Raw genomic sequence first — 22,650 nt, forward strand, 5'->3', positions numbered from 1 at the left:
GGTCGCCCTCCGCCGACGGCGCGTCCCCGCCGGCCGGCGCCGTGCCTCCGTCCGCCGGTCCCGGGCCGCGCACGCCCGACGAGGCCCTCGCCGCCCTCACCGGTCCGGCGGCCCCCTACCTCGTCGGCGTGCGGCACCACGCGCCCTCCCTGGCCGCCGCCGTGCCGGCGCTGCTCGACGAGGCGAAGCCGGACGTGCTGCTCGTCGAGCTGCCGGCCGAGATGCAGCCGTGGCTGCCCTGGCTCGGGCACGAGGAGACACGGGCCCCGGTCGCGCTCGCCGCGGCCCCCGGTGACGGGGGCGGAAACGGGGGACCCGCGTTCTACCCGTTCGCCGACTTCTCGCCCGAACTGGCGGCCGTGCGGTGGGCGTTGCGGCAGGACGTGCCGGTGGTCGCCTGCGACCTGCCGCTGGCCGACCGGGCGTGGGACGAGGGGCGGCGCGCCCCGGCGCGCGGCGCCGGGGGCCCCGGGCTCGCCGCGGCCCTGCGGGCCGGACTGACGGGGCGCCCCGGGGACGATCTGTGGGACCGGCTGGTCGAGGCCACCGCGCCGGGTTCCCCGCCCGAGGCGCTGCGCCGGGCGGCGCTGCTGACGGGATGGGCGCTGCGCGAGGACGCGGCGGCCTCGGGCGGGGTGCCCGAGCTGGATCTGCGGCGGGAGCGCTGGATGCGGGCCCGGCTGGCCGATGCCACCGCGCACGGGCAGCGCGCGGCCGTGGTGGTCGGCGCGTTCCACGCCCCGGCGCTGGTGGAAGGACCGGCGGAGGAGGACGCCGAAGCCGCGCCCGCCCCCGCCACCGCGAGCGGCCCCGGGTGGACGACCTCGCTGATCCCTTACTCCTACACCCTCCTCGACGAGCGCTCCGGCTATCCGGCGGGCATCCGGGACCCGGAGTGGCAGGACCGGGTCCTGCGCGCGGCGGGCGATCCGGGGGCGCTGGAGGAGGCGCTGACGCGGGCGGCCGTGCGCATCTGCGCGGAGCTGCGCGGCCTCGGGCATCCGTCGGGGCCCGCCGACGCGCGCGAGATCACCCGGCTCGCCTCCGACCTCGCCCGGCTGCGCGGGCTGCCCGCGGCGGGCCGGGGGGAACTGGTCGAGGCCGTGCAGACGGTGCTGGCGCAGGGCGAGCCGTACGGGCGGGGCCGGGCCGTGGCGCGGGCGATGGAGCGGGTGCTCGTCGGCACGCGCACCGGGCGGCCCGCCCCGGGCGCGCCGCGCAGTGGTCTCGTCCCGGCGGTCGAGGCCGAGGTCGCGGAGCTGGGCCTGCCCGGCCCGGCGGCGGACGGCCCGGCCACCGCTCGTGACCTGCGGCTCGATCCGCTGCGCTCCGACCTCGACCGGCGCCGCGAGCTGCTGCTGCGCCGGCTGACGGTGTGCGGGGTGCCGTACGCGCAGGCCCGGGAGGTCGTCGGCGCGGGCGGCGCCGAGGCCCTCACCTCGCGCTGGGAGGTGCGCTGGACGCCCGCGACGGCCGCCATGCTGACCGCGGCCGGCGTCCGCGGCGTCACTCCCGCGCAGGCCGCCGAGGGAGTGCTGCGCGAGCGGTGGCGCCTCCAGCGGGACGAGGGGGGCCCGACGGCCGCGCAGTGCCTGGAGGGGCTCGCGCAGGCGGCGGAGTGCGGTCTTGCGGCCCTCACGGACGAGCGGCTCGCCGAAGTCGCCGAGGTGCTGCCGCCGGCCGGCTCCCTCCCCGAGCTCCTCGCCGGTCTCGCCCTGTCGGACCGGCTGCGCGCCGGGCACGTCCCCGGGCTCGGCGCCGACGAGGACCGTACGGCCCGTGCGGCAGCCGTCGCCGACCTGCTCACCTCGGCCGCGGTGCGGCAGGTGGACGGCCTGACCGGCTCCGAGGATCCCGCCGACGCCCACGCCCTGCTCGAACTCGCCCACCGGGCCGACCTGTCGGGCGGTGTCCGGCTCACCGACGCGCTCGCCCGGCTGGCCGTCGACGGCTCGCCGTCGATGCGCGGTGCCGCCGGGGCCGTCCGGGTGCTGCTCGGCCAGGAGGACGCCCGGGTCTTCGGCGAGCGCGTCGCGTCCTGGGTCGACGGCGCCGTCGACGCCGACTCCCGCGCGGCGCTCACCGCCCGGCTCAGCGGGCTGCTGACCGCCGCGGCCCCGCTGCTGGAGTCGGCGGCGCCCGCGCTGGAGCCGCTGATCGGCCGCGTCTCGGAGCTGCCCGACCGCGACTTCCTCGACCGGCTCCCGGCGCTGCGGGGCGGCTTCGACACCCTCAGCCCCGCGGCCCGCGACCGTCTCCTGGCGGCCGTCGAGGAACGTCTGGGCACCGCGCACGTGGCCGACACCGACGGCGTCGATCCGGCCGCGCTCGCCGTGTGGACCGGGGCGGACCTGGCCGCCCGGGACACCCTGCGGGCGCTGGGCCTGCTGCCCGCGCCGGGCGGCGTCCGGGCCGACGTCGCCCCGGAGACCGCCGCTCCCGCGGCCGAGGACCGTCTGCCGGCCCCCGCCGACCGGTGGCGCCTCGTGCTGGGCCGCCGCCCGGACCGGCTGCCGCCGTCCGCCCTCCCGCTGGCGGCCGCGCTGGACGAGCTGTACGGCAGCGGCCGCGGCGAGGGCAGCAGAGGCGACCTCACCGGCGCGGGACCCGGGGGCGGCCGGGAGGCGCCGTATCCCGGCGTGCGGGAGTGGTCGCAGGAGCTGGCCGCCCTGTTCGGGCCGGGCATCCGGGAGGAGGTGCTGGCGGCGGCGGCCGCGTCGGGCCGCAGGGACGTCCTCACCGAGCTGGACGCGGACAGCGTGCGGCCCTCGGTCGACCTGCTGCGGACCGTGCTGCGGCACGCCGGCGGGCTGCCCGAGGCCCGGCTGGCCGCGCTGCGCCCGCTCGTCCGGCGGCTGGTCGACGCGCTGACCCGGCAGCTGACCACCCGGCTGCGCCCCGCCCTGCACGGCACGGCCCTGCCGCGCCCCGGCCGGCGGCCCGGCGGCGGTCTCGATCTGCCCCGCACCCTGCGGGCCAATCTGGCGACCGCGCGCCGCGGCCCGGACGGCGCCGTCCGGGTGATCCCCGAGTACCCCGTCTTCCGGACGCGGGCGCGGCGGGCCGCCGACTGGCGGCTGATCCTGGTGACGGACGTGTCGGGATCCATGGAGGCGTCCACCGTCTGGGCGGCGCTGACCGCCTCCGTGCTGGCCGGGGTGCCGACCCTGTCGACCCACTTCCTGGCCTTCTCCACGGAGGTCATCGACCTCACCGGGCACGTCGAGGACCCCTTGTCGCTGCTGCTGGAGGTCAGCGTGGGCGGCGGCACGCACATCGCGGCGGGGCTGCGGCACGCCCGTGAGCTGGTCACCGTGCCGTCGCGGACCCTCGTCGTGGTCGTCAGCGACTTCGAGGAGGGCTACCCGCTGGGCGGTCTGCTCGCCGAGGTCCGCGCGCTGGTCGGGTCGGGCTGTCACGTCCTGGGCTGCGCGAGCCTCGACGACACCGGCCGGCCCCGGTACTCCACGGGCGTCGCCGGTCAGCTCGTCGCCGCCGGCATGCCCGTCGCCGCCCTCAGTCCACTCGAACTCGCCCGCTGGGTAGGGGAGAAGATCGCATGAGCCCGGACCCGAGCACGGACCTGACCCCGGACCGGACGGCCCCGGACCCGACCAGGGATGCGCCCTCGGACCGTCCGGCCCCGGATGCGCCCCCGGACCGTCCGGCCCCGGGCCCGGCTCCGGACGGGACGGACGCGGGCCTGCCGGGCACGGGCCTGCCTCCGGTCGCCCCGTCCGTCACCGCCGAACTGGTGGAGGCGCTCTCGCCCCGTCTGCGCAAGCGGCTGGACTCGGGGATCGCCAAGCTCGCGTCACGCCCGGCCGTCCGTGACGGCGACACCGTACGGATCGCCGTCGACGACGCCACCGACCTCGAACTGCACGCCCCGGGCGGGGCCGTGACCAGCGCCGACGCGATCCGCTGCGGCTGCCTGCTCGCCCCGGACTGTCTGCACCGCGCGGCGGCGGCCTCCGCCGCGCCGGTCGCGCGGGACACGGCGGACGCGTCGGGAGCGGTGCGGGGGGAAGCACCGGACGGGGAAGGACCGGGCGAGGAGGCACCGGAGGCGGAGACCGCCGACCAGGGCCTGCGCACCGCCGCACGAGCCGTGTTCGACGCGGCGGCCGCCGTCCTCGAGGCCGGGTCGGACGGCGCCGGCGCCGTGCTCCAGGCCGAGCTGCTGCGCGCCGCGCACACCGCGCGCCTCGCCGGTCTGCCCCGCGCCTCCGCCGCGGCGGTCTCCGTGGTCACCGGGGTGCGTGCGGCCCGCTCCGCCGACCCCGCGTACCGCCTCGCCGATCTCGCCGGCGCCGTGCGTGACGTCCTGGGCGTCGCCCACCGCCTGCCCCGTGCCACCGGCCAGGACCTCGCCGACCTGCGGGGCACGGTACGGCAGCCCTACCGCCCGGACGGCTCCCTGCGGCTGTACGGGCTGTTCTCGGAACCCGTCCTGACGGCGACCGGGTACGCGGGCGCGGTCACCTGGACCGCGGACGCCGACGGCCGTCTCCACACGGTCTCCGACGTGGCGCCGGGCGGCCCGGGCCGGGCCGTCGGCGCCGCCGGCCGGGCCGTCCGGATCGGCGACACCGCCCTGACCCACCGTGAGCTGTCGCGTGCGGGCCTCGCCGTGTCCGGGGCCACGGTCTCCCCCACGGGCCGGCTCGGCGCCGGAGCGGGCGTGCGGGCGGTCCGCGCCTCCGGTGCCGCGTGGAACGCGGAGCCGCTGGACCGGCTGTGGACGGTGCCGGTGGCCGAACAGGTCACCCGTGCCCTGGCCGACGACGGTCATGACCTGCTGTTCCTCGACGTCACCCTGGCGGGCACGGTCCGGGAGGCGAGCGGGGACAGTCTGCTGGCCGACTGCGGCGGCGTCGCCGTGCGGCTGGCCGCGGCCCACGACGACCCGGCGCTCCCCTACCGGGACAACCTCCGGCTGCTGGCCGCCGCGCGGGGCTGCGCGCTGCGGATCGTCGCCCGCCTCGTCCCGGGGCCGCTGCCGCGCGCCCTGCTGCTCGCCGCCGAGCACCCCACGCAGCCCGGCATCCGGCTGGACCTCGGTCTGGACCGTCTCCGGCGCGCGGACCTGCCCCCGGTGACGGAGGCCCCCCTGGCCGTCTCCCCGCCCGCGGCGGACGAGGCCCCGCTGCACCTGTTGCGCCGCCGTGTCCACCAGGCGGTGTCCGGTGGCCGCCGGGTGCTGGCGTTCCCCGGTGGCGGGACGGGCGACGCCGCCCGGCTGCGCCGTGCCGGGCTCGGCACGGCCGGTGACCTCCTGGACGACCTGCACGCCGCCGCGGCGGACCGCTCGCGCGACGCCTTCGGCCGGCTGCTCCCGGCCGACACGCACCGCTTCGCCCGCGCCTGGCTGGCCGCCGCCGTCTACACCGGCGAGGTCGAGCGGAGGCTGTGCGCGGCGGCCTGGGGAGCGGGCGCCGAGGCGGTGACGGCCCCCCTGTGACGACGTACCGACGGTCCTCGCGCTTTTAGGTCAGGATCTGACCTCGATGGCTCCTAACGTGGTCTCACCGACGGAACGCCTCCCTCGACCTCACGGAAGAAGGCCACCATGAACGAGTCGCCCGCCCTCGAGCAGACCGCCGCCCCGACCCTCACCGGTGAGCGCGCGGACCTGCTGGCGCAGCTGGCCCACGCCCGGCACTTCCTGCGGTTCACCACCCGGGACCTCACCGACGAGCAGGCCGGGCGGCGGACCACCGCCAGCGAGCTGTGTCTCGGCGGCCTGGTCAAGCACGTCACCTCGGTCGAACGGAACTGGGTGAACTTCATCCTCGAGGGCCCGTCGGCGATGGGCGACTTCGACCAGATGACCGAGGAGGACTTCGCCCGGCGGGCCGACGAGTTCCGGATGCTGCCCGGGGAGACGCTGGACGGGGTGCTGAAGGACTACGCCGAGACGGCCCGCCGCACCGACGAACTGGTCGCCACGCTGCCCAGCCTGGACGCGGACCACCCGCTGCCCACGGCGCCGTGGTTCGAGCCGGGCGTCCGCTGGTCGGCGCGCCGGACGCTGATGCACATCGTCGCCGAGACCGCCCAGCACGCGGGCCACGCCGACATCATCCGCGAGTCCCTGGACGGGGCGAAGAGCATGGGGTGACCCGCGGGCGGGCACGTGCCCTCGACTCAGCTCCGGGTGGACGGTCCCTCCTCGGGGGAGGGCGCCCCCGGCGACCGCGGCCGGATCCGGCCGCGGTCGCCGCCTAGCCGAGGAAGCTCAGCCGCACCTGACGGTTCGGATTGTCCCGGTTCGTGTCCACCAGGCACACCGACTGCCAGGTTCCGAGCTCCAGTCGGCCGCTCACGACGGGCAGCGTCGCGTGGGGCGGGACGAGGGCCGGCAGGACGTGGTCGCGGCCGTGGCCGGGGCTGCCGTGCCGGTGCTGCCAGCGGTCGTCGGCGGGGAGGAGGGTGTGCAGGGCGGCGAGCAGGTCGTCGTCGCTGCCGGCGCCCGTCTCGATGACCGCGATGCCGGCCGTGGCGTGCGGAACGAAGACGTTCAGCAGGCCGTCGCGGCCGGCCGCGGCCTCCCGCAGGAAGGACTCGCAGTCACGGGTGAGGTCGACGACCGCCTCCTGCGATCCGGAGGCGACGTGCAGTACTCGTGTGGTGAACGCATCTGACATGCCCCCCATCCTGACCCGTACGCCGGATTCCACACCTGCCCGGCCGTCCGCCCCTCCGCGCGAGGACTCCTTCCGCGAGACGCCGTCGACCGTTCCGCGAGACGCCCGTCGGCCACGGCCGCGCCGCTGACCGGTTTCGGCGGCCTGCCGCGTCCGGCCCGGTCACCACGCGCGCTCCCCCGGCCTGCCGCGAGGGCGGCGGTGCCGCACGGCCGAGGCGCACGCCGGGGAAGGTCCACGGCCTCGGCGGTGTTGGTGGAAACGTGAACAACACACGTGAGGTCGAGGTGGTCGTCATAGGCGCCGGCCAGGCGGGTCTGGCCGGCGCCTATCACCTGCGGCGCACCGGCTTCGTGCCGGAGCGCGACTTCGTGGTGCTGGACCACTCTCCCGGGCCGGGCGGCGCCTGGCAGTTCCGGTGGCCCTCACTGACGTACGGCAAGGTGCACGGCATGCACGCCCTGCCCGGCATGGAGCTGGTCGGCGCGGACCCGGCGCGGCCGTCGTCGGAGGTCGTCGCCGCGTACTTCGACCGCTACGAGCGCGCCTTCGGCCTGCGCGTGCGGCGGCCGGTGGACGTGCGGGCGGTGCGCGAGGGGACGGGCGGGCGGCTGCTCGTCGAGACCCCGGACGGCACGTGGGCGACGAGGGCGCTGATCAACGCCACCGGCACCTGGGACCGGCCGTTCTGGCCGCGCTATCCGGGCCAGGAGACCTTCCGCGGCCGGCAACTGCACACCGCGCAGTACCCGGGTCCGGAGGCGTTCACCGGGCAGCGGGTGGTCGTGGTGGGCGGTGGGGCGTCCGCCACCCAGCACCTGCTGGAGCTCGCCCCGTTCGCGGCCGCCACCACCTGGGTGACGCGCCGTCCGCCCGTCTTCCGGGAGGGGCCCTTCGACGAGGAAGCGGGCCGCGCCGCGGTCGCCCTCGTGGAGGAGCGCGTCCGGCAGGGGCTGCCGCCGAGGAGCGTGGTCTCCGTGACGGGACTGCCGCTGAACGACGCGGTCCGGCAGGGGCTGGCGGACGGGGTGCTCGACCGGCTGCCCGTGTTCGACCGGATCACGCCGGAGGGCGTGGAGTGGCGGGACGGGCGGCGGGTGGCCGCCGACGTCCTTCTGTGGGCGACCGGCTTCCGGGCCGCCGTGGACCACCTGGCGCCGCTGCGGCTGCGCGAGCCGGGCGGCGGGATCCGCGTCGAGGGCACGCGCGCGGTCGCCGACCCCCGCGTCCACCTGGTCGGCTACGGTCCGTCCGCGAGCACCGTCGGCGCCAACCGGGCCGGACGCGCGGCGGTGCGGGACATCAGGCGGCTGCTCGCCGAGCCCGCCGGGACCGCGGACGCCACCGGGCCCGCCGGGGAGCCGGTCGCCGCCTGAGGTCCCGTCGGGCTCCGGGACCCGGCGGGCCGTGCGGTCAGCGGGTCTTCGACGGGCTGGGCGAGGTCTTGGCGCGCTGCTGGTTCTTGTTGAACTCGGCGACATTGCGCTGGTGTTCCGCGTAATCCGCCGTGAAGCGCGTGTCGCCCGGCTTCACCGTGACGAAGTACAGCCAGTCGCCCGGGGCCGGATTGATCGCCGCCTGCATCGCGGCCTCGCCGGGGTTGTCGATCGGCGTCGGCGGCAGCCCCATGCGCTGGTAGGAGTTGTAGGGGCTCTCGACACGGGTGTCCTCCACCGTCGTCCGCACGGCGGCGCGGTTCAGCGCGTAGTTGACGGTGGAGTCCATCTGCAACGGCATGCCGCGCTCCAGCCGGTTGAAGACGACCCTGGCCACCTTGCCCATGTCCGCCTTGGTCGCGGCCTCCGCCTGGACGATGCTGGCGATGGTCACCGCCTGGTAGACGTTCATCGCGTTGCGCTGGGCCCCGGCGGCGATCGGCGCTCCGTTGAACTTCCTGTTCGCCCTGTCGACCATCTGCGCCAGCAGCGCCTCGGGCGTCGGCTTCTTGTCCAGCGGATACGTCGCCGGGTAGAGGTAGCCCTCAGGGTTGCCCTCGGCGTCGGCCGGCAGCTTCAGGCCGGCGGTCGGCAGCGCCTTCTTCGTGGTGCCGACGGGCAGGGCGAGGGCCTTGTCGACGGCCGCGTAGACCTGGCTCGCGCGCCAGCCCTCCGGGACCACCAGGGTCGCCGGTCTCTTCTCCTCATGGCTGTCCATGCTCAGCAGCGGCACCGCCACGGCGGTACCGGCCACGACGGCTCCGGTCGCGATGAGGGCGAGACGTCCCCGACGCGTCAGTCGAATCGTGCTCCGTGGCGGAGTGTTCATCTGCATGCGGGCACGGTAACCCCCACACCTCTATAAAACCGACATCCTCTGACGTATGGTCATCTTGTCGGCGTCAGTCGGGCGTCCTGCCGCACCAGGGCCGCGTATCGTCCGTCCCGCGCCAGCAGCTCCTCGTGGGTGCCCCGTTCGGCCACCCGGCCGGCGTCGAGGACGACGATCTGGCCGGCACCGCGCACGGTGGACAGCCGGTGGGCGATGGTCAGCGTGGTGCGGTCGGCCGAGAGCGCGTCGATGGCCTCCTGGACGGCGTGCTCGGTGCGCGTGTCGAGGGCGCTGGTCGCCTCGTCGAGGATGAGCACCGGCGGGTCGCGCAGGATGGTGCGGGCGATCGCCAGACGCTGCTTCTCACCGCCGGAGAAGCGGTGCCCGCGCTCGCCGACGACCGTGTCGTACCCGTCGGGCAGGGCGGCGATGTGGTCGTGGATCTGGGCCGCCCGCGCGGCCGCGTACAGCTCCTCGTCGGTGGCGTCCGGTTTGGCGAAGCGCAGGTTCTCCGCGACCGAGGCGTGGAAGAGGTACGTCTCCTGCGAGACGACGCCGACCGCCCGCGCGAGGGTGTCGAAGTCCAGGTCGCGGACGTCGACGCCGTCGAGGGTGACCCGGCCGCCCGTCACGTCGTACAGGCGCGGCACCAGGTAGCCCAGGGTGGACTTGCCGGCGCCGGTCGGGCCGACGATCGCGAGACTGCCGCCCGCGGGCACGGTGACGTCGACGCCGTCGAGGACCGGACCGGCCGTGTCGTCGTCGCCGTAGCGGAACGCGACGTCCTCGAACCGGACCTCGCCCTTGACCTGGTCCAGGTGGACCGGATCGGCGCGTTCGGTGATGTCGACGGGGAGATCGAGGTACTCGAAGATGCGCTGGAAGAGGGCGAGCGAGGTCTGGATCTGCACCCCCGTCGACAGGAGGCTGACGGCCGGCCGGAACAGACCCTGCTGGAGCGAGACGAAGGCGACGATCGTGCCGAGGGAGACGTCCGGGCCGCCGAGCTGGAGGGTGACGCCCGCCGCCCAGTAGATGACGGCCGGGAGGGCGGACATGACGATCCCGATCACGGCCATGCGCCAGCGCCCGGCCATGTTCGACCGCACCTCGAGGTCGACCAGCTGCTCGGACTCCTCGGCGAAGGACCGGGTGAGGGAGTCGGCGCGGCCCATGGTGCGGCCGAGCAGGATGCCGCTGACGGAGAGCGACTCGGTCACGGTGGCGGCCATGGCGGCCATCTGTTTCTGGCGCTGGGTGGTGATCTTCCTGCGTTCGTCGCCGACCCGGCGGCTGATCCACACGAAGACCGGCAGCAGGAGCAGCGAGACCACGGTCAGTCGCCAGTCGAGGGCGACCATGGCGACGACCGTGGCGACGACGCTGGTGAAGTTGGAGACCAGGGAGGTGGCGGTGGAGGTGACGGTGGCCTGCATGCCGCCGATGTCGTTGGCGATGCGGGACTGCACCTCGCCGGTACGCGTGCGCGTGAAGAACGCGAGCGACATGCGCTGGAGGCGGCCGTACACGGCGGTGCGCAGGTCGTGCATGACGCGCTGGCCGACCGTGGTGGAGATCAGGGTCTGCAGGACGCCGAAGACGCCGGCGAGGACGGCGCTGAGGATCATGCCGAGGGCGAGCAGGCCCAGCAGGCCCGTCCGCCCCTCGGGGATGGCGACGTCGAGGATCTCCTTGAGGAGGAACGGCGTGGCGACGGAGACCAGGGACGAGGCGGCGACCAGCAGGCCGACGACCGCCAGCCGGCCGCGGTAGGGGCGGAAGAGTCTGAGGATGCGGCGCACCTGGCGGGGCTGCTGTTCGGCGTCGGCGGGCGGGGTCCAGGGGGCTGGCCGGTCGGGATGCATGGGCTCCTACGGGGGTGGGACGGCGTCGGCGGGCCCGGCCCGGACGGATCGCCGGGGAACCGGACGGAGGGCGGCCGCGGCGACGGCGGCAGCCGCGCCGACGGTACTTGACGGATCGTAGCTCATTGTTACCTATACTCACAATGCACAAGGTCCTGATATTGTTCCCGCATGACCAGCCCCGATCCCGACGGCGCGCTCGCCGAGCAGTTGCTGCGGTTCACCCGCCGGGTGCACCGCATCCAGAAGCGCCATCTGGAGCTGTCCGACCTGGGTGTCACCCCGGCCCAGTCACGCCTGCTGCGCACCCTCGCCCACTTCGGCACGCCGCCGCGCATGGCGGACCTCGCCGAGCGCCTGGAGGTCGTCCCGCGTGCGGTGACCACGCTCGTCGACGGGCTGGAGGCGAGCGGCAAGGTGCGCCGGGTGCCGGATCCGACGAATCGCCGGGTGATCCGGATCGAACTGACGGACGCGGGCCACGAGGCCCTCGGCGAACTGCGCCGGGCGCGCCGGGCGGCCGCGCGGGAGATCCTGGCGCCGCTGACCGAGGTGGAGCGGGCGGTGCTCGGGGAACTGCTGGACACGCTGATCGACGGGACGGCCGTCCGGCAGCGCTGAGGCAGGGTGCGCCCGGCGCCGGACGGCCGGCCCCCGTCGGCGACCGCCGCGGCCCTCGGCAGCCGTCCCCTGAAGGACGTCGACACGCGGTCGCGGCATCCCGGGGAGCCGTACGGACGGTGGTGGCCGCTCGTCGCGCCGGCCGCGCGGCACCTTCGGACCGTCCACCGTCCACCGTCCACCGCCTCGCCGCCGGTCCGGCGGTGCGCCGAGGCGGCGGCCGGCGTACGGGGACGGCTGCCCGTGCGCGGCGCCTCCCCGGCCGGACCCGCGACGGGACGTTCACCGGTGCACGAGCGCTCGCGTCCCGTTCCGGCAGGCAGCCGGATTCCCGCGCCGCCGCGAAAAACGGGTTGATTCCCACCACCCCGCAGGGCGAACCTGTCACGGTCCGTCACCACCTCCTCTCCTTGTGTGTCCTCCACCGCGTCCGCCTCCCCCTGTCCGGACTCCTCCCCTTCCGCCCTCACCCCTGACACGAGCCACTGGGACGCCATGCAGATCCAAGACCTTCCGTATCCCGACCCGGGTGTGCCGGACGCACGCTCGGGTCCCCGCTTCCTGTGGTGGCTCGGCCGCAACCAGTGGGGCGGTCAGCTCACGTCGCTCGCCTGGGGACTGCTGCATTTCGTGGCCGTCTCGGCGCAGCCGTTCTGCGTCGGGTTCGCCGTCGAGGCCGTCGTCGAACGCTCCGGTGAGCGGCTCGCGCTCGCCGGCGGGCTGATGGCCCTGTGCGGCGCGGCCACCGCCGTCGGGGACACGTTCCTGCACCGCGCCGCCGTCACCAACTGGATCACCGCGGCCGCCCGGGTCCAGCAACTCCTCGCCCGCAAGGCGTCGCAGTTGGGCTCCGCGCTCAGCCGGCGGGTCGCCGCCGGCGAGGTCGTCGCCGTCTCCACGGGGGACGTCGAGAAGATCGGCTGGTTCGTGGAGGCCGTGTCACGGTTCACCGCCGCGGCCCTGACCGTCGTGCTGGTCTGCGTCGGCCTGGTGATCTACCAGCCGGCTCTCGGCGTGGTCGTCGCCGTGGGACTGCCCGTCCTCGCGATCGCGGTCCTGCCCCTGCTGCCCCGCGCCACCCGCCGGGCCGACTTCCAGCGCGAGAAGGCCGGACGCGCCACCGAACTGGCCTCGGACACCGTGGCCGGTCTGCGGGTGCTGCGCGGTATCGGCGGCGAGGAGCTGTTCCTCGACCGCTACCGCCGCGCCTCCCAGGAGGTCCGGCACGCGGCCGTGCGCAGCGCCCGCATGTGGTCCCTGATCAGCGCCATCCAGGTGCTGCTGCCGGGCCTGCTGCTGATCGCGGTCGTGTGGTACGGCGTCCGCCTGGCCCGCGAGGGCCGGATCTCCGTCGGTGAACTCGTCACCGTCTACAGCTCCGTCATGGTCCTGACCTATCCCCTCAGGCACTTCGAGGAGATCGCGATGGCCTACTCCTTCTCCCGGCCGTCGGCGAAACGCGCCGCGCGGGTGCTGTCCCTGGAACGCGTCACGGACGCCGGCGGATCGCGCCCGGCGGACCTCCCCTCCGGCGACCTGTACGACCCTGCCACCGGCCTGCTCGCACCGGCCGCCCGCCTCACCGCCGTGGTGTGCGGCGACCCGGACGCGGCCGGACGGCTCGCGGAACGCCTGGGCGGGCACTCCGCGCAGGACGGCCCGTCGGTGCTGCTCGGCGGGGTCCCGCTGGACGAGCTGCCGCTGGACAGCGCGCGCACCGCCGTCCTCGTCCAGGACAAGGATCCGGTGCTGCTGTCCGGTTCGCTGCGCGACCTGCTCGACGTGCCCGCCTCGGGCGGTGTCGACGCGGCGGCGGCACTGGCTGCGGCCCGGTGCGAGGACGTGCTCGAGGCCCTCGTCCAGGGCTCGCTGGACGCCGACGACCCGATGGACGCGCGCGTCACCGAACGTGGCCGCTCCCTGTCCGGCGGCCAGCGCCAGCGGCTGGCCCTGGCCCGGTCGCTGTTCACCGACCCGGAGGTCCTCGTCCTGGACGAACCCACCTCCGCCGTCGACTCGCACACCGAGGCGCGGATCGCCGAGGGCCTGCGCGCACTGCGGGCCGGGCGCACCACGGTGGTCTTCACCTCCTCCCCGCTGCTCCTGGACCGCGCCGACCGGGTCGTCCTCGTGCACGAGGGTCGGGCCGCGGCCGTCGGCGTCCACCGCGACCTGCTGCACACCGAGCCCCGGTACCGCGCCGTGGTGACCCGGGAGACCGACGAGGAGACCGTCCTGGACGGCGTCTTCACGGACCTGGAGAAGAACGGACTGCAAGAGATCGAGGAGACCGCATGATCGGCGTGGCGCCACCGGCGTACGACCCCGCGGCACCGACCACGACGAGCACGCTGCCGGTCGGCGCCCCCGCCACCGTCCGCGCCTACGTGGCGGAACTGCTGCGCCGGCACCGGCGTGCCTTCCTGGTCCTCGTCGTCGTCAACACCGTCGCCACGGTCGCCTCCATGGTGGGCCCGTGGCTCCTGGGCGACCTCGTGGCACGGCTGTCGGACGGAACGCGCGAACTCCACCTGGAGCGCACCGCCGCCCTCTTCGTCCTCGCCCTGGTCGTCCAGGCCGCCTTCGTACGGCAGGTGCGGCTGCGGGGCGCGACGCTCGGCGAGCGGATGCTGGCCGACCTGCGCGAGGACTTCCTCGTCCGGTCGGTCCGGCTGCCGCCGGGCGTGCTCGAGCGGGCCGGGACCGGTGACCTGCTGTCCCGCATCACCACGGACATCGACCGGCTGGCCAACGCCATGCGCGAAGCCGTGCCCCAGCTGACGATCGGCGTGATGTGGGCGGCGCTGCTGCTCGGCGGGCTCGTCGTGACCGCGCCCCCGCTGGCGCCCGCCGTGCTGATCGCGGTGCCGCTGCTGGTGGCCGGCTGCCGCTGGTACTTCAGGCGGGCGCCCTCCGCCTACCGCTCGGAGTCCGCCGGGTACGCCTCCGTGGCCGCCGCCCTCGCCGAGACCGTGGACGCCGGGCGCACCGTGGAGGCCCACCGCCTCGGCGACCGCCGGATCGCGCTGTCGGAGCTGCGGATCAAGCAGTGGACCGCCTGGGAGCGGTACACGCTGTGGCTGCGTTCGGTGCTCTTCCCCGTCCTCAGCGTCGTGCACGTCACCGTCCTCGGCTCCGTCCTCGTGCTCGGCGGGGTGTTCGTCCTGCACGGCTGGATCGACGTCGGCCGGCTCACCACGGGGGCGCTCCTGGCCCAGATGCTCGTCGAACCGGTGAACCTCGTCCTGCGCTGGTACGACGAGCTCCAGGTGGCGCAGGTCTCGCTGGCCCGCCTCGTCGGGGTGCGCGACATCGAGCCGGACGCCGGGGACCGCGCACTGGAGCCCGACGGGCGTGACGTGCTCGCCGACCGGGTCCGCTTCGGCTACCGCGACGGGGTCGACGTGCTCCGCGAGGTGTCCCTGGAGGTCGCCCCCGGTACCCGGCTGGCCCTGGTCGGGCCCTCCGGCGCGGGCAAGTCCACCCTGGGCCGGCTCCTCGCCGGCGTCTACGCGCCCCGCGAGGGCCGCGTCGCCCTCGGCGGGGCGGAGCTGTCCCGCATGACCGCCGAACGCGTGCGCTCGCACGTGGCCCTGGTCAACCAGGAACACCACGTCTTCGTCGGTTCCCTGCGCGACAACCTGCGGCTCGCCCTGCCGCACGCCCGGCTCCGGGCCGACGACGGCTCCCCGGACGGCGACGCCGACGCCGAGCTGTGGGCCGCGCTGGCCGCCGTCGACGCGGACGGCTGGGCGCGCGCCCTGGACGACGGCCTCGGCACCGAGGTCGGCTCCGGCGGGCTCGCGCTCACCCCGGCCCAGGCGCAGCAGATCGCGCTGGCCCGGCTGGTGCTGGCCGACCCGCACACGCTGGTCCTCGACGAGGCGACCTCGCTGCTCGACCCGCGTGCGGCCCGTCACCTGGAGCGGTCCCTCGCCGGTGTCCTGGACGGCCGCACCGTCATCGCCATCGCCCACCGGCTCCACACCGCCCACGACGCCGACGTCATCGCCGTCGTCGAGAACGGCCGCATCAGCGAGCTGGGAAGCCACACGGAGCTGGTCGCGGCGGACGGAGCCTACGCGGCGCTCTGGCGATCCTGGCACGGCTGAGGCAAGGAGGTGCGCGGCCGGGGCGGGGTCCGTGATCGGCGGGGCGGCCGGCACCGGTCCCGGTGAGAGCGGCGGGGGTCCGGGCAGGGGCCGGGGCTGAGCCCGTGCCCGCCCGGTCCCCGGTTCGGGCCCGTGTCCGAGTCCGCCGCGCAGGTTCCGGGTCCGGGGCCGGGAGCCGCGGCCGAGCCGGTCCCGGCGCCCCTCTCCGGCCCGGCCGCCGCCGCTGCCGTTGCGCGTCCCCGATGCGGGGTGGAACGCTGGGAAGCGGCACCCGCGCGGCCGGCAGCCGGGCCGGTCCGCCCGGACCGTGCCGCGTTCGGCCGGCGCCCCGTGCGCCGGTGTCCCGCCGTCGACCATGGTGAGGACGGGCCTGTCATCCCCAGGAGGAACCCGTGAACAGCGCCGAAGGATGGGGGGACGACGTCTACCAGCCCGACGCGTCCGAGATCCAGGACGACGCGGGCCTGCTCGACGCGGAGGACACGCTCGAGAACGACGGTGTCGCCGACCCCCTGGACCGGGGCTGGTCGCCTCCCGAGAGGCCGTGGGCCGTGGAACACGACGGTGTGACGGCCGCGGAACGCCGACAGGGCGAGACCCTCGACCAGCGGCTCGCCGAGGAGCTGCCCGAGCTCGTCGCCCCCGACGGCGACGGTCTCGGCGACACGGACGGCACCGACGGGGAACTCCTGGACAACGAGGTCGGCTCCGCCCGCTCCGGCCGGCTCGTGGCGCCGGACGAGGGAGCCCACGAGGACGAGGAGAGCGCCCTGATCGCCACGGACGTCGGCATCGACGGCGCGGCCGCCTCCGCCGAGGAGGCCGCGGTGCACATCGTCGACGAGGAGTCCCTGCCCGGCCGGCCGGGCTGAGACCGCCGTCCCCGGTCCGTCGCTCTCCCCCACCGCGCGAGGAGCACCCATGCAGCAGGACAAGCACCCCGACTACCACCCGGTCGTCTTCCGGGACCGTGCCGCCGGTTACGCGTTCCTGACCCGGTCCACCGCCGGCAGCGACCAGACGATCGAGTGGGACGACGGCGAGACCTACCCGGTCGTCGACGTGGAGATCTCCTCCGAGAGCCACCCCTTCTACACGGGCAAGGCCCGCACGGTGGACACGGAGGGCCGCATCGCCCGCTTCGAGCGCCGCTACGGCGAGGACACCGGGTCCTGAGCCGCCCCCGCCGTCGGCGGCGGGGGCTCAGATGACGTTGAGCGCGGCGGCGCCGCCCACTCCCCCGAGCACCATGAACACCGGCATCAGCACCCTCAGTTCGACCCAGCTGCCCGCCCGGAACCGCATGGCCTTGGGCGGGCCCACCGGGTACCAGCGCTTGCGCCCGATCGGGATGGGCCACAGGATCGGGCAGCCCGAGACGGTCAGCGCGTCCCCGATGTCGTGCACCAGGGCGCCCAGGAGGATCGGCAGCCCCAGCCACAGGTACTCCTGGCCGGGCTCCGTGAACAGCCAGTCCGCGCCGTTGCCGGGCTTGTCCAGGACCCCGGCCACGATCCACGCGCTGGTCGCCGCCAGCAGCCACACGAGCACATCGCTGCTGGAGCCGCGCGCCGCCCGCCACAGCAGGCCCTCGATCGCCAGCACCATGTGCACGAAGAGGATCGCCAGCACCGCCCACCGGCCGCCGGTGATCGCCAGCGCCGAGGCGCCCGCACCGATCATGACCGCCCACAGCCAGGTGTGCGTCAGCGTGCGGTGCCCGCCGGAGCGACGCGGGTCGCCCTGCTTCTTCGTGGCCTTGTAGACGGCGTAGGAGAGCTTGTCCACTATCTCGCACAGCCAGCGCGAGACGGGTCCGAAGGACCGGGAGATCGTCGCGGCCTTGTGGTCGAGGTCCGGGGCGAGCGCGGCACCGGCACAGATCAGCGCCCCGGTCAGCAGGACCGGCCAGGGCATCGAGTGCCCCGCCGCGGCGGCCGCGGCGCCGACGCCGAGCCAGGCGGCGGCGCCCGACAGTGAGTGTGCTGGTCCCATCATGGCCGTTGCCCGCCCTGTTCCTCGTGTGCCGCTGTCCAGTTGACCGGGTGCGATGACGCTCCGTCGGCGAGACAGCGTAGCGGCCGTGATCTTCGGCCCGGCAGCCGATTCCCCCCTCGGACGCCGGGGCAGGCAAGATGGGGTCGTGACCCTCATCGATCAGTTGCCGCCGACCGCAGACCCCGACGCCCTCTACGACGCCTTCGAGTCCTGGGCGCAGGAGCGTGGTCTCACGCTCTACCCGCATCAGGAGGAGGCCCTGATCGAGGCGGTCTCCGGCGCGAACGTGATCGTGTCGACCCCCACCGGCTCGGGCAAGAGCATGATCGCGGCGGGTGCCCACTTCGCGGCCCTCGCCCGTGACGAGGTCACCTTCTACACCGCGCCGATCAAGGCGCTGGTGTCGGAGAAGTTCTTCGAGCTGTGCAAGCTGTTCGGCACGGAGAACGTCGGCATGCTGACCGGCGACGCCTCCGTCAATGCCGACGCCCCGGTGATCTGCTGCACCGCCGAGGTGCTGGCCTCGATCGCCCTGCGCGACGGCAAGGACGCGGACGTCGGCCAGGTCGTCATGGACGAGTTCCACTTCTACGCGGAGGGCGACCGCGGCTGGGCCTGGCAGATCCCCCTGCTGGAGCTGCCCCAGGCGCAGTTCGTCCTCATGTCGGCCACGCTCGGCGACGTGTCCTTCTTCGAGAAGGACCTCACCCGCCGCACCGGCCGCCCCACCGCGGTGGTCCGCTCGGCGACCCGACCCGTGCCGCTGTCCTACGAGTACCGGTACACGCCTCTCACCGAGACGCTCACCGATCTGCTGGAGACGAAGCAGGCTCCCGTCTACATCGTCCACTTCACCCAGGCGCAGGCCGTGGAGCGGGCGCAGGCGCTGATGAGCATCAACATGTGCTCGCGTGAGGAGAAGGAGCAGATCGCCGAGCTGATCGGCAACTTCCGCTTCACCACCAAGTTCGGCCGCAACCTCTCGCGCTACGTGCGGCACGGCATCGGCGTGCACCACGCGGGCATGCTGCCCAAGTACCGGCGCCTGGTGGAGAAGCTCGCCCAGGCCGGTCTGCTGAAGGTCATCTGCGGTACGGACACGCTCGGCGTCGGCGTCAACGTGCCCATCCGGACCGTCCTGTTCACCGCCCTGACCAAGTACGACGGGAACCGGGTCCGTACGCTGCGGGCCCGGGAGTTCCACCAGATCGCGGGCCGGGCCGGCCGGGCCGGCTTCGACACGGCGGGTTTCGTGGTGGCGCAGGCGCCCGAGCACGTGATCGAGAACGAGAAGGCGCTCGCGAAGGCCGGCGACGACCCGAAGAAGCGCCGCAAGGTGGTGCGCAAGAAGGCCCCGGAGGGCTTCGTCGGGTGGACGGAGAACACCTTCGAGAAGCTCATCGACTCCGAGCCGGAGCCGCTGACCTCCCGGTTCCGGGTCACGCACACGATGCTGCTGTCGGTGATCGCCCGTCCCGGCAACGCCTTCGAGGCGATGCGGCGTCTGCTGGAGGACAACCACGAGCCGCGCCGGCAGCAGCTGCGGCACATCCGGCGCGCGATCGCGATCTACCGTTCGCTGCTGGACGGCGGAATCGTCGAGAAGCTCGACGAACCGGACGCCACGGGCCGCATCGTGCGCCTCACCGTGGACCTCCAGCAGGACTTCGCGCTCAACCAGCCGCTGTCCACGTTCGCCCTGGCCGCGTTCGAGCTGCTCGACCCGGAGTCGCCGTCCTACGCGCTCGACATGGTCTCCGTCGTGGAGTCCACGCTCGACGACCCGCGCCAGATCCTCGCCGCCCAGCAGAACAAGGCGCGCGGCGAGGCGGTCGCCGCGATGAAGGCGGACGGCGTCGAGTACGAGGAGCGCATGGAGCGCCTCCAGGACATCACCTACCCCAAGCCCCTGGAGGAGCTGCTCTTCCACGCGTACGGCACGTACCGCAAGAGCCACCCGTGGGTCGGTGACCATCCGCTGTCGCCGAAGTCGGTGATCCGGGACATGTACGAGCGGGCGCTGACCTTCACGGAGCTGGTGTCCCACTACGAGCTGGCCCGGACCGAGGGCATCGTGCTGCGCTACCTGGCCAGTGCCTACAAGGCGCTCGACCACACCGTCCCGGACGACCTCAAGTCCGAGGACCTCCAGGACCTGATCGAGTGGCTGGGCGAGATGGTGCGCCAGGTCGACTCCAGTCTGCTGGACGAGTGGGAGCAGCTGGCCAACCCGGAGGAGATGACCGCCGAGCAGGCGCAGGAGAAGGCCGACGAGGTCAAGCCGGTCACCGCCAACGCGCGTGCCTTCCGCGTCCTCGTGCGCAACGCGATGTTCCGGCGCGTCGAGCTCGCCGCCCTCGACCAGGTCGACGAGCTCGGCGAGATGGACGCCGACTCCGGCTGGGACGCCGACGCGTGGGGCGAGGCGATGGACAAGTACTGGGACGAGTACGACGACCTCGGTACCGGCCCGGACGCCCGCGGTCCCAAGCTGCTCGTCATCCAGGAGGAGCCGCAGAACGGTCTGTGGCGGGTCCGCCAGATCTTCGACGACCCGAACGACGATCACGACTGGGGCATCAGCGCGGAGGTCGACCTCACGGCCTCCGACGCGGAGGGACGCGCGGTCGTCCGCGTCACCGAGGTCGGGCAGCTGTGAGGACAGGACGAGGCACCGAAGCAGGCACAGGAGAAGCACACCGATGACGAATCCGGCCGAAAGGCTCGTGGACCTGCTCGACCTGGAGCAGATCGAGGTCAACATCTTCCGCGGTCGCAGCCCGCACGAGTCGCTGCAGCGGGTCTTCGGCGGCCAGGTGGCCGGCCAGGCGCTGGTCGCGGCCGGCCGGACCACGGAGGGCGACCGGCCGGTGCACTCGCTGCACGCGTACTTCCTGCGCCCGGGCCGGCCGGGGGTGCCGATCGTGTACCAGGTCGAGCGGGTGCGGGACGGGCGGTCGTTCACCACGCGCCGGGTCACCGCCGTGCAGCAGGGCCGCACGATCTTCAATCTCACCGCCTCCTTCCACCAGCCCGAGGAGGGTCCCTTCGAGCACCAGTTGCCGCCGGCCCGTGAGGTCCCGGACCCGGAGTCTCTGCCGACGGTCACGGAGGAGGTCCGGGAGCATCTGGGCGCGCTGCCCGAGCAGTTGGAGCGGATGGCACGCCGTCAGCCCTTCGACATCCGGTACGCGGACGGGCTGCGCTGGACGCCCGAGGAGATCAAGGACGCCGAGCCGCGCAGCGCGGTGTGGATGCGCGCGGTCGGTCCGCTCGGTGACGATCCGCTCGTGCACACCTGCGCGCTGACGTACGCCAGTGACATGACTCTTCTGGACGCCGTCCGCCTTCCTGTCGAGCCGCTGTGGGGCCCGCGGAACTTCGACATGGCGTCGCTGGACCACGCCATGTGGTTCCACCGGCCGTTCCGCGCCGACGAGTGGTTCCTGTACGACCAGGAGTCGCCCATCGCGACCGGCGGGCGCGGTCTGGCCCGGGGGCGGATCTACGACCTCCAGGGCCGTCTGCTGGTGTCGGTCGTCCAGGAGGGGCTTTTCCGGGCGCTGTAGGACGGCGCCCGGTCCGGCCCCCGCCGGGAGGGGGCCGGACCGGTCCCCCGGCGCGAACGCCGCAGGACCCGGCGCCACACGTTTCCGCGGCGCAGCCGGCCCAGCAGGCCGCTCCCGGCTCGCTCCGGCCGGTCAGACGGCCGCGGTTTCGCCGCCGGGCGCGCTGGTACGCGGTCCGGGGGCGGCTCGGGCACCGGAGCGGGCCCCCGCTGGGGCTTCGGTGCGGGGCGTGGCGCGGGCTGGTGGGCGCGGGCCTCGTCCAGTGCCTGGAGCAGGTCGGAGCGCAGCCGGGCGATCTCGTCGGCGTCGGCCGCCGTCGTGATCTCCTCGACGAGACGAGCCGCCGGTGAGCCGGGGACCCCGGGGACCGGAGGGCCGGCGCGGAAGCGGTTCAGGTGCGAGCGCTCGTACGGGTCCTGGACGAGCTCCGCCACCTGGAGGGGGTCGAGGAACGAGGCCAGGGCTCCGGCGCGCTGCCAGGGGCCGTCGGCCTGCCGCAGCAGGAAACCGAGGTGGCGTCCCCGCCAGTTGCGGGAACGCAGGTCCAGTCCCTCGGCCAACTGCTCCCGCATCGCCGTGGGGGTCCGGCCCGTGAGCAACGGTGCGTTGTCCTCGCCGGCGGCGAACTGCCGTAGCTCCTCGGCGAGATACAGCCAGACGACGGCCCGGTAGCGGTTCACGTGGAACTTCACCGGCACCACCAGCCCCAGCCGTGCCAGGCGCGTGAACCGGGTGGGCGGCACCCCCACCAGTGCCGCGCCGTCGACGGTGCCGACGGTCTCGACGCTGTCGCGCAGTGCCTCGGGGAAGTCGCGTGCCGCGCGCAGCCGGTCGAGTTCGAGGCGGGCCACACGGCGTCCCCCGCCGCCCTCGTCGGGCACGGTCCTGATCCGTCCGAGGTTCACTGCGAGATCGAACTCGCTGCGTTTCAGACCCAGTTCCTTCGCGGCTCGGCTGAACGTGCAGACCGGGCTCCGCGGTGGGGCGGTGGTGTCGCGTGACATGGTCGGTCTCCCCCGTGGAGTGAAGCGGCCACGCCGTCCGCGGTGGCCTCGGGAAAAACCGTAGCCGGATCCGCGCCTCTCGTGGCGAGCCTGTGGATAACTCCAGGAGAGAGGTGAAGACGCAGGTCAGAGATCTGTCGCGGGGCCGTGCTCGGGGTGGCGGGGGTCCACCGCCAGATGTTCGCCGACCCGGTTGACGAGCAGCGCCATCTCATAGGCGATCTGGCCCATGTCGGCCTCCGCCCCGCTGAGGACGCACAGACAGCTGCCGGCGCCGGCCGCGGTGACGAACAGCACCGCCCCGTCGAACTCGATCATCGTCTGACGCACCTGGCCGGCGCCGAAGTGGCGTCCCGAGCCCTTGGCCAGGCTGTGCAGTCCGGCGGAGACGGCGGCGAGGTGCTCCGCGTCCTCCCGGCGCAGCCCCGTGCTCGCGCCCGCCACCAGCCCGTCGTTGGACAGGACCAGCGCGTGCCGCACGTGGTCGACCCGCTCGGTCAGGTCGTCCAGCAACCAGCCCAGCCCCTGCTTCTGCGCCATGTCCCGTCGCTCCCCGTGTGACG

General features: G+C 74.5%; 17 protein-coding genes. 11 read left to right on the plus strand and 6 right to left on the minus strand.

Annotated elements, in window-relative coordinates:
- Positions 1-41: 41 nt before the first annotated feature.
- The 3 genes from ACH4F6_RS31960 (at position 42) to ACH4F6_RS31970 (ending at position 6,124) form a co-directional block, all read left to right on the plus strand.
- Positions 42-3,563 carry a DUF5682 family protein gene (locus tag ACH4F6_RS31960; RefSeq protein WP_397963912.1) on the plus strand — a complete coding sequence of 1,174 codons (3,522 nt, stop codon included), beginning with the start codon at positions 42-44 and terminating at the stop codon, positions 3,561-3,563.
- Entirely contained in the window at positions 3,560-5,464 is a 1,905-nt protein-coding gene (locus ACH4F6_RS31965; protein WP_397963858.1) for a hypothetical protein, read from the plus strand. Before ACH4F6_RS31960 ends, ACH4F6_RS31965 begins: the two co-directional genes overlap by 4 nt.
- Before the next feature lie 108 nt (positions 5,465-5,572).
- On the plus strand, positions 5,573-6,124 hold the full coding sequence (locus ACH4F6_RS31970; protein WP_397963859.1) for a DinB family protein: 552 nt from the start codon (positions 5,573-5,575) through the stop codon (positions 6,122-6,124).
- A gap of 103 nt (positions 6,125-6,227) precedes the next feature.
- Here ACH4F6_RS31970 and ACH4F6_RS31975 read toward each other — a convergent pair whose 3' ends face one another.
- Positions 6,228-6,650 carry a secondary thiamine-phosphate synthase enzyme YjbQ gene (locus tag ACH4F6_RS31975; protein WP_397963860.1) on the minus strand — a complete coding sequence of 141 codons (423 nt, stop codon included), beginning with the start codon at positions 6,648-6,650 and terminating at the stop codon, positions 6,228-6,230.
- Positions 6,651-6,913: 263 nt separating this feature from the next.
- On the opposite strand from ACH4F6_RS31975, the gene ACH4F6_RS31980 reads away from it, so the two are divergent.
- The gene (locus tag ACH4F6_RS31980) at positions 6,914-8,026 is read left to right on the plus strand and encodes an NAD(P)-binding domain-containing protein (protein ID WP_397963861.1); all 1,113 of its coding nucleotides are present in this window, start codon (positions 6,914-6,916) and stop codon (positions 8,024-8,026) included.
- Between the two features lie 37 nt (positions 8,027-8,063).
- Here the strand turns inward: ACH4F6_RS31980 and mltG are convergent, their stop codons facing one another.
- Positions 8,064-8,921, minus strand: coding sequence for an endolytic transglycosylase MltG (gene mltG / locus ACH4F6_RS31985; protein WP_397963862.1), 858 nt, complete (start codon positions 8,919-8,921; stop codon positions 8,064-8,066).
- Positions 8,922-8,974: 53 nt separating this feature from the next.
- Positions 8,975-10,783 (minus strand): ABC transporter ATP-binding protein, encoded by a 1,809-nt coding sequence (locus ACH4F6_RS31990; RefSeq protein WP_397963863.1) that lies wholly within the window; start codon positions 10,781-10,783, stop codon positions 8,975-8,977.
- 171 nt (positions 10,784-10,954) lie between these two features.
- Here ACH4F6_RS31990 and ACH4F6_RS31995 point away from each other — a divergent pair, with 171 nt between their 5' ends.
- The 5 genes from ACH4F6_RS31995 to ACH4F6_RS32015 all read left to right on the plus strand — a co-directional run bounded on the left by ACH4F6_RS31995 (position 10,955) and on the right by ACH4F6_RS32015 (position 16,692).
- A complete protein-coding gene (locus tag ACH4F6_RS31995; protein WP_397963864.1) occupies positions 10,955-11,404 on the plus strand; it encodes a MarR family winged helix-turn-helix transcriptional regulator in 450 nt (149 codons plus the stop codon).
- Between the two features lie 495 nt (positions 11,405-11,899).
- Positions 11,900-13,702 (plus strand): ABC transporter ATP-binding protein, encoded by a 1,803-nt coding sequence (locus tag ACH4F6_RS32000; RefSeq protein WP_397963865.1) that lies wholly within the window; start codon positions 11,900-11,902, stop codon positions 13,700-13,702.
- The gene (locus ACH4F6_RS32005; protein ID WP_397963866.1) at positions 13,699-15,516 is read left to right on the plus strand and encodes an ABC transporter ATP-binding protein; all 1,818 of its coding nucleotides are present in this window, start codon (positions 13,699-13,701) and stop codon (positions 15,514-15,516) included. Before ACH4F6_RS32000 ends, ACH4F6_RS32005 begins: the two co-directional genes overlap by 4 nt.
- Positions 15,517-15,908: 392 nt before the next feature.
- Complete coding sequence (locus ACH4F6_RS32010) at positions 15,909-16,388, plus strand: DUF5709 domain-containing protein (protein ID WP_397963867.1); 480 nt, start codon at positions 15,909-15,911, stop codon at positions 16,386-16,388.
- A gap of 49 nt (positions 16,389-16,437) precedes the next feature.
- On the plus strand, positions 16,438-16,692 hold the full coding sequence (locus tag ACH4F6_RS32015) for a type B 50S ribosomal protein L31 (protein WP_397963868.1): 255 nt from the start codon (positions 16,438-16,440) through the stop codon (positions 16,690-16,692).
- A 27-nt stretch (positions 16,693-16,719) separates the two neighbouring features.
- Here the strand turns inward: ACH4F6_RS32015 and ACH4F6_RS32020 are convergent, their stop codons facing one another.
- On the minus strand, positions 16,720-17,514 hold the full coding sequence (locus tag ACH4F6_RS32020; protein WP_397963869.1) for a metal-dependent hydrolase: 795 nt from the start codon (positions 17,512-17,514) through the stop codon (positions 16,720-16,722).
- A 145-nt stretch (positions 17,515-17,659) separates the two neighbouring features.
- Here ACH4F6_RS32020 and ACH4F6_RS32025 point away from each other — a divergent pair, with 145 nt between their 5' ends.
- Both ACH4F6_RS32025 and ACH4F6_RS32030 read left to right on the plus strand, forming a co-directional pair.
- Positions 17,660-20,173, plus strand: a complete 2,514-nt coding sequence (locus ACH4F6_RS32025; protein ID WP_397963870.1) for a DEAD/DEAH box helicase — start codon at positions 17,660-17,662, stop codon at positions 20,171-20,173.
- Positions 20,174-20,216: 43 nt separating this feature from the next.
- Positions 20,217-21,083 carry an acyl-CoA thioesterase gene (locus ACH4F6_RS32030; RefSeq protein WP_397963871.1) on the plus strand — a complete coding sequence of 289 codons (867 nt, stop codon included), beginning with the start codon at positions 20,217-20,219 and terminating at the stop codon, positions 21,081-21,083.
- Here ACH4F6_RS32030 and ACH4F6_RS32035 read toward each other — a convergent pair.
- Together ACH4F6_RS32035 and ACH4F6_RS32040 are read right to left on the minus strand one after the other, a co-directional pair.
- Positions 21,020-22,087: a DUF6397 family protein gene (locus tag ACH4F6_RS32035; protein ID WP_397963872.1), complete on the minus strand. Its 1,068-nt coding sequence runs from the start codon at positions 22,085-22,087 to the stop codon at positions 21,020-21,022. The genes ACH4F6_RS32030 and ACH4F6_RS32035 overlap by 64 nt on opposite strands.
- A 126-nt stretch (positions 22,088-22,213) precedes the next feature.
- The gene (locus ACH4F6_RS32040) at positions 22,214-22,627 is read right to left on the minus strand and encodes a roadblock/LC7 domain-containing protein (RefSeq protein WP_397963873.1); all 414 of its coding nucleotides are present in this window, start codon (positions 22,625-22,627) and stop codon (positions 22,214-22,216) included.
- Positions 22,628-22,650: the final 23 nt, after the last annotated feature.

The organism is Streptomyces sp. NPDC017936, assembly GCF_044328485.1.
In the GTDB taxonomy this organism is placed as follows: domain Bacteria; phylum Actinomycetota; class Actinomycetes; order Streptomycetales; family Streptomycetaceae; genus Streptomyces.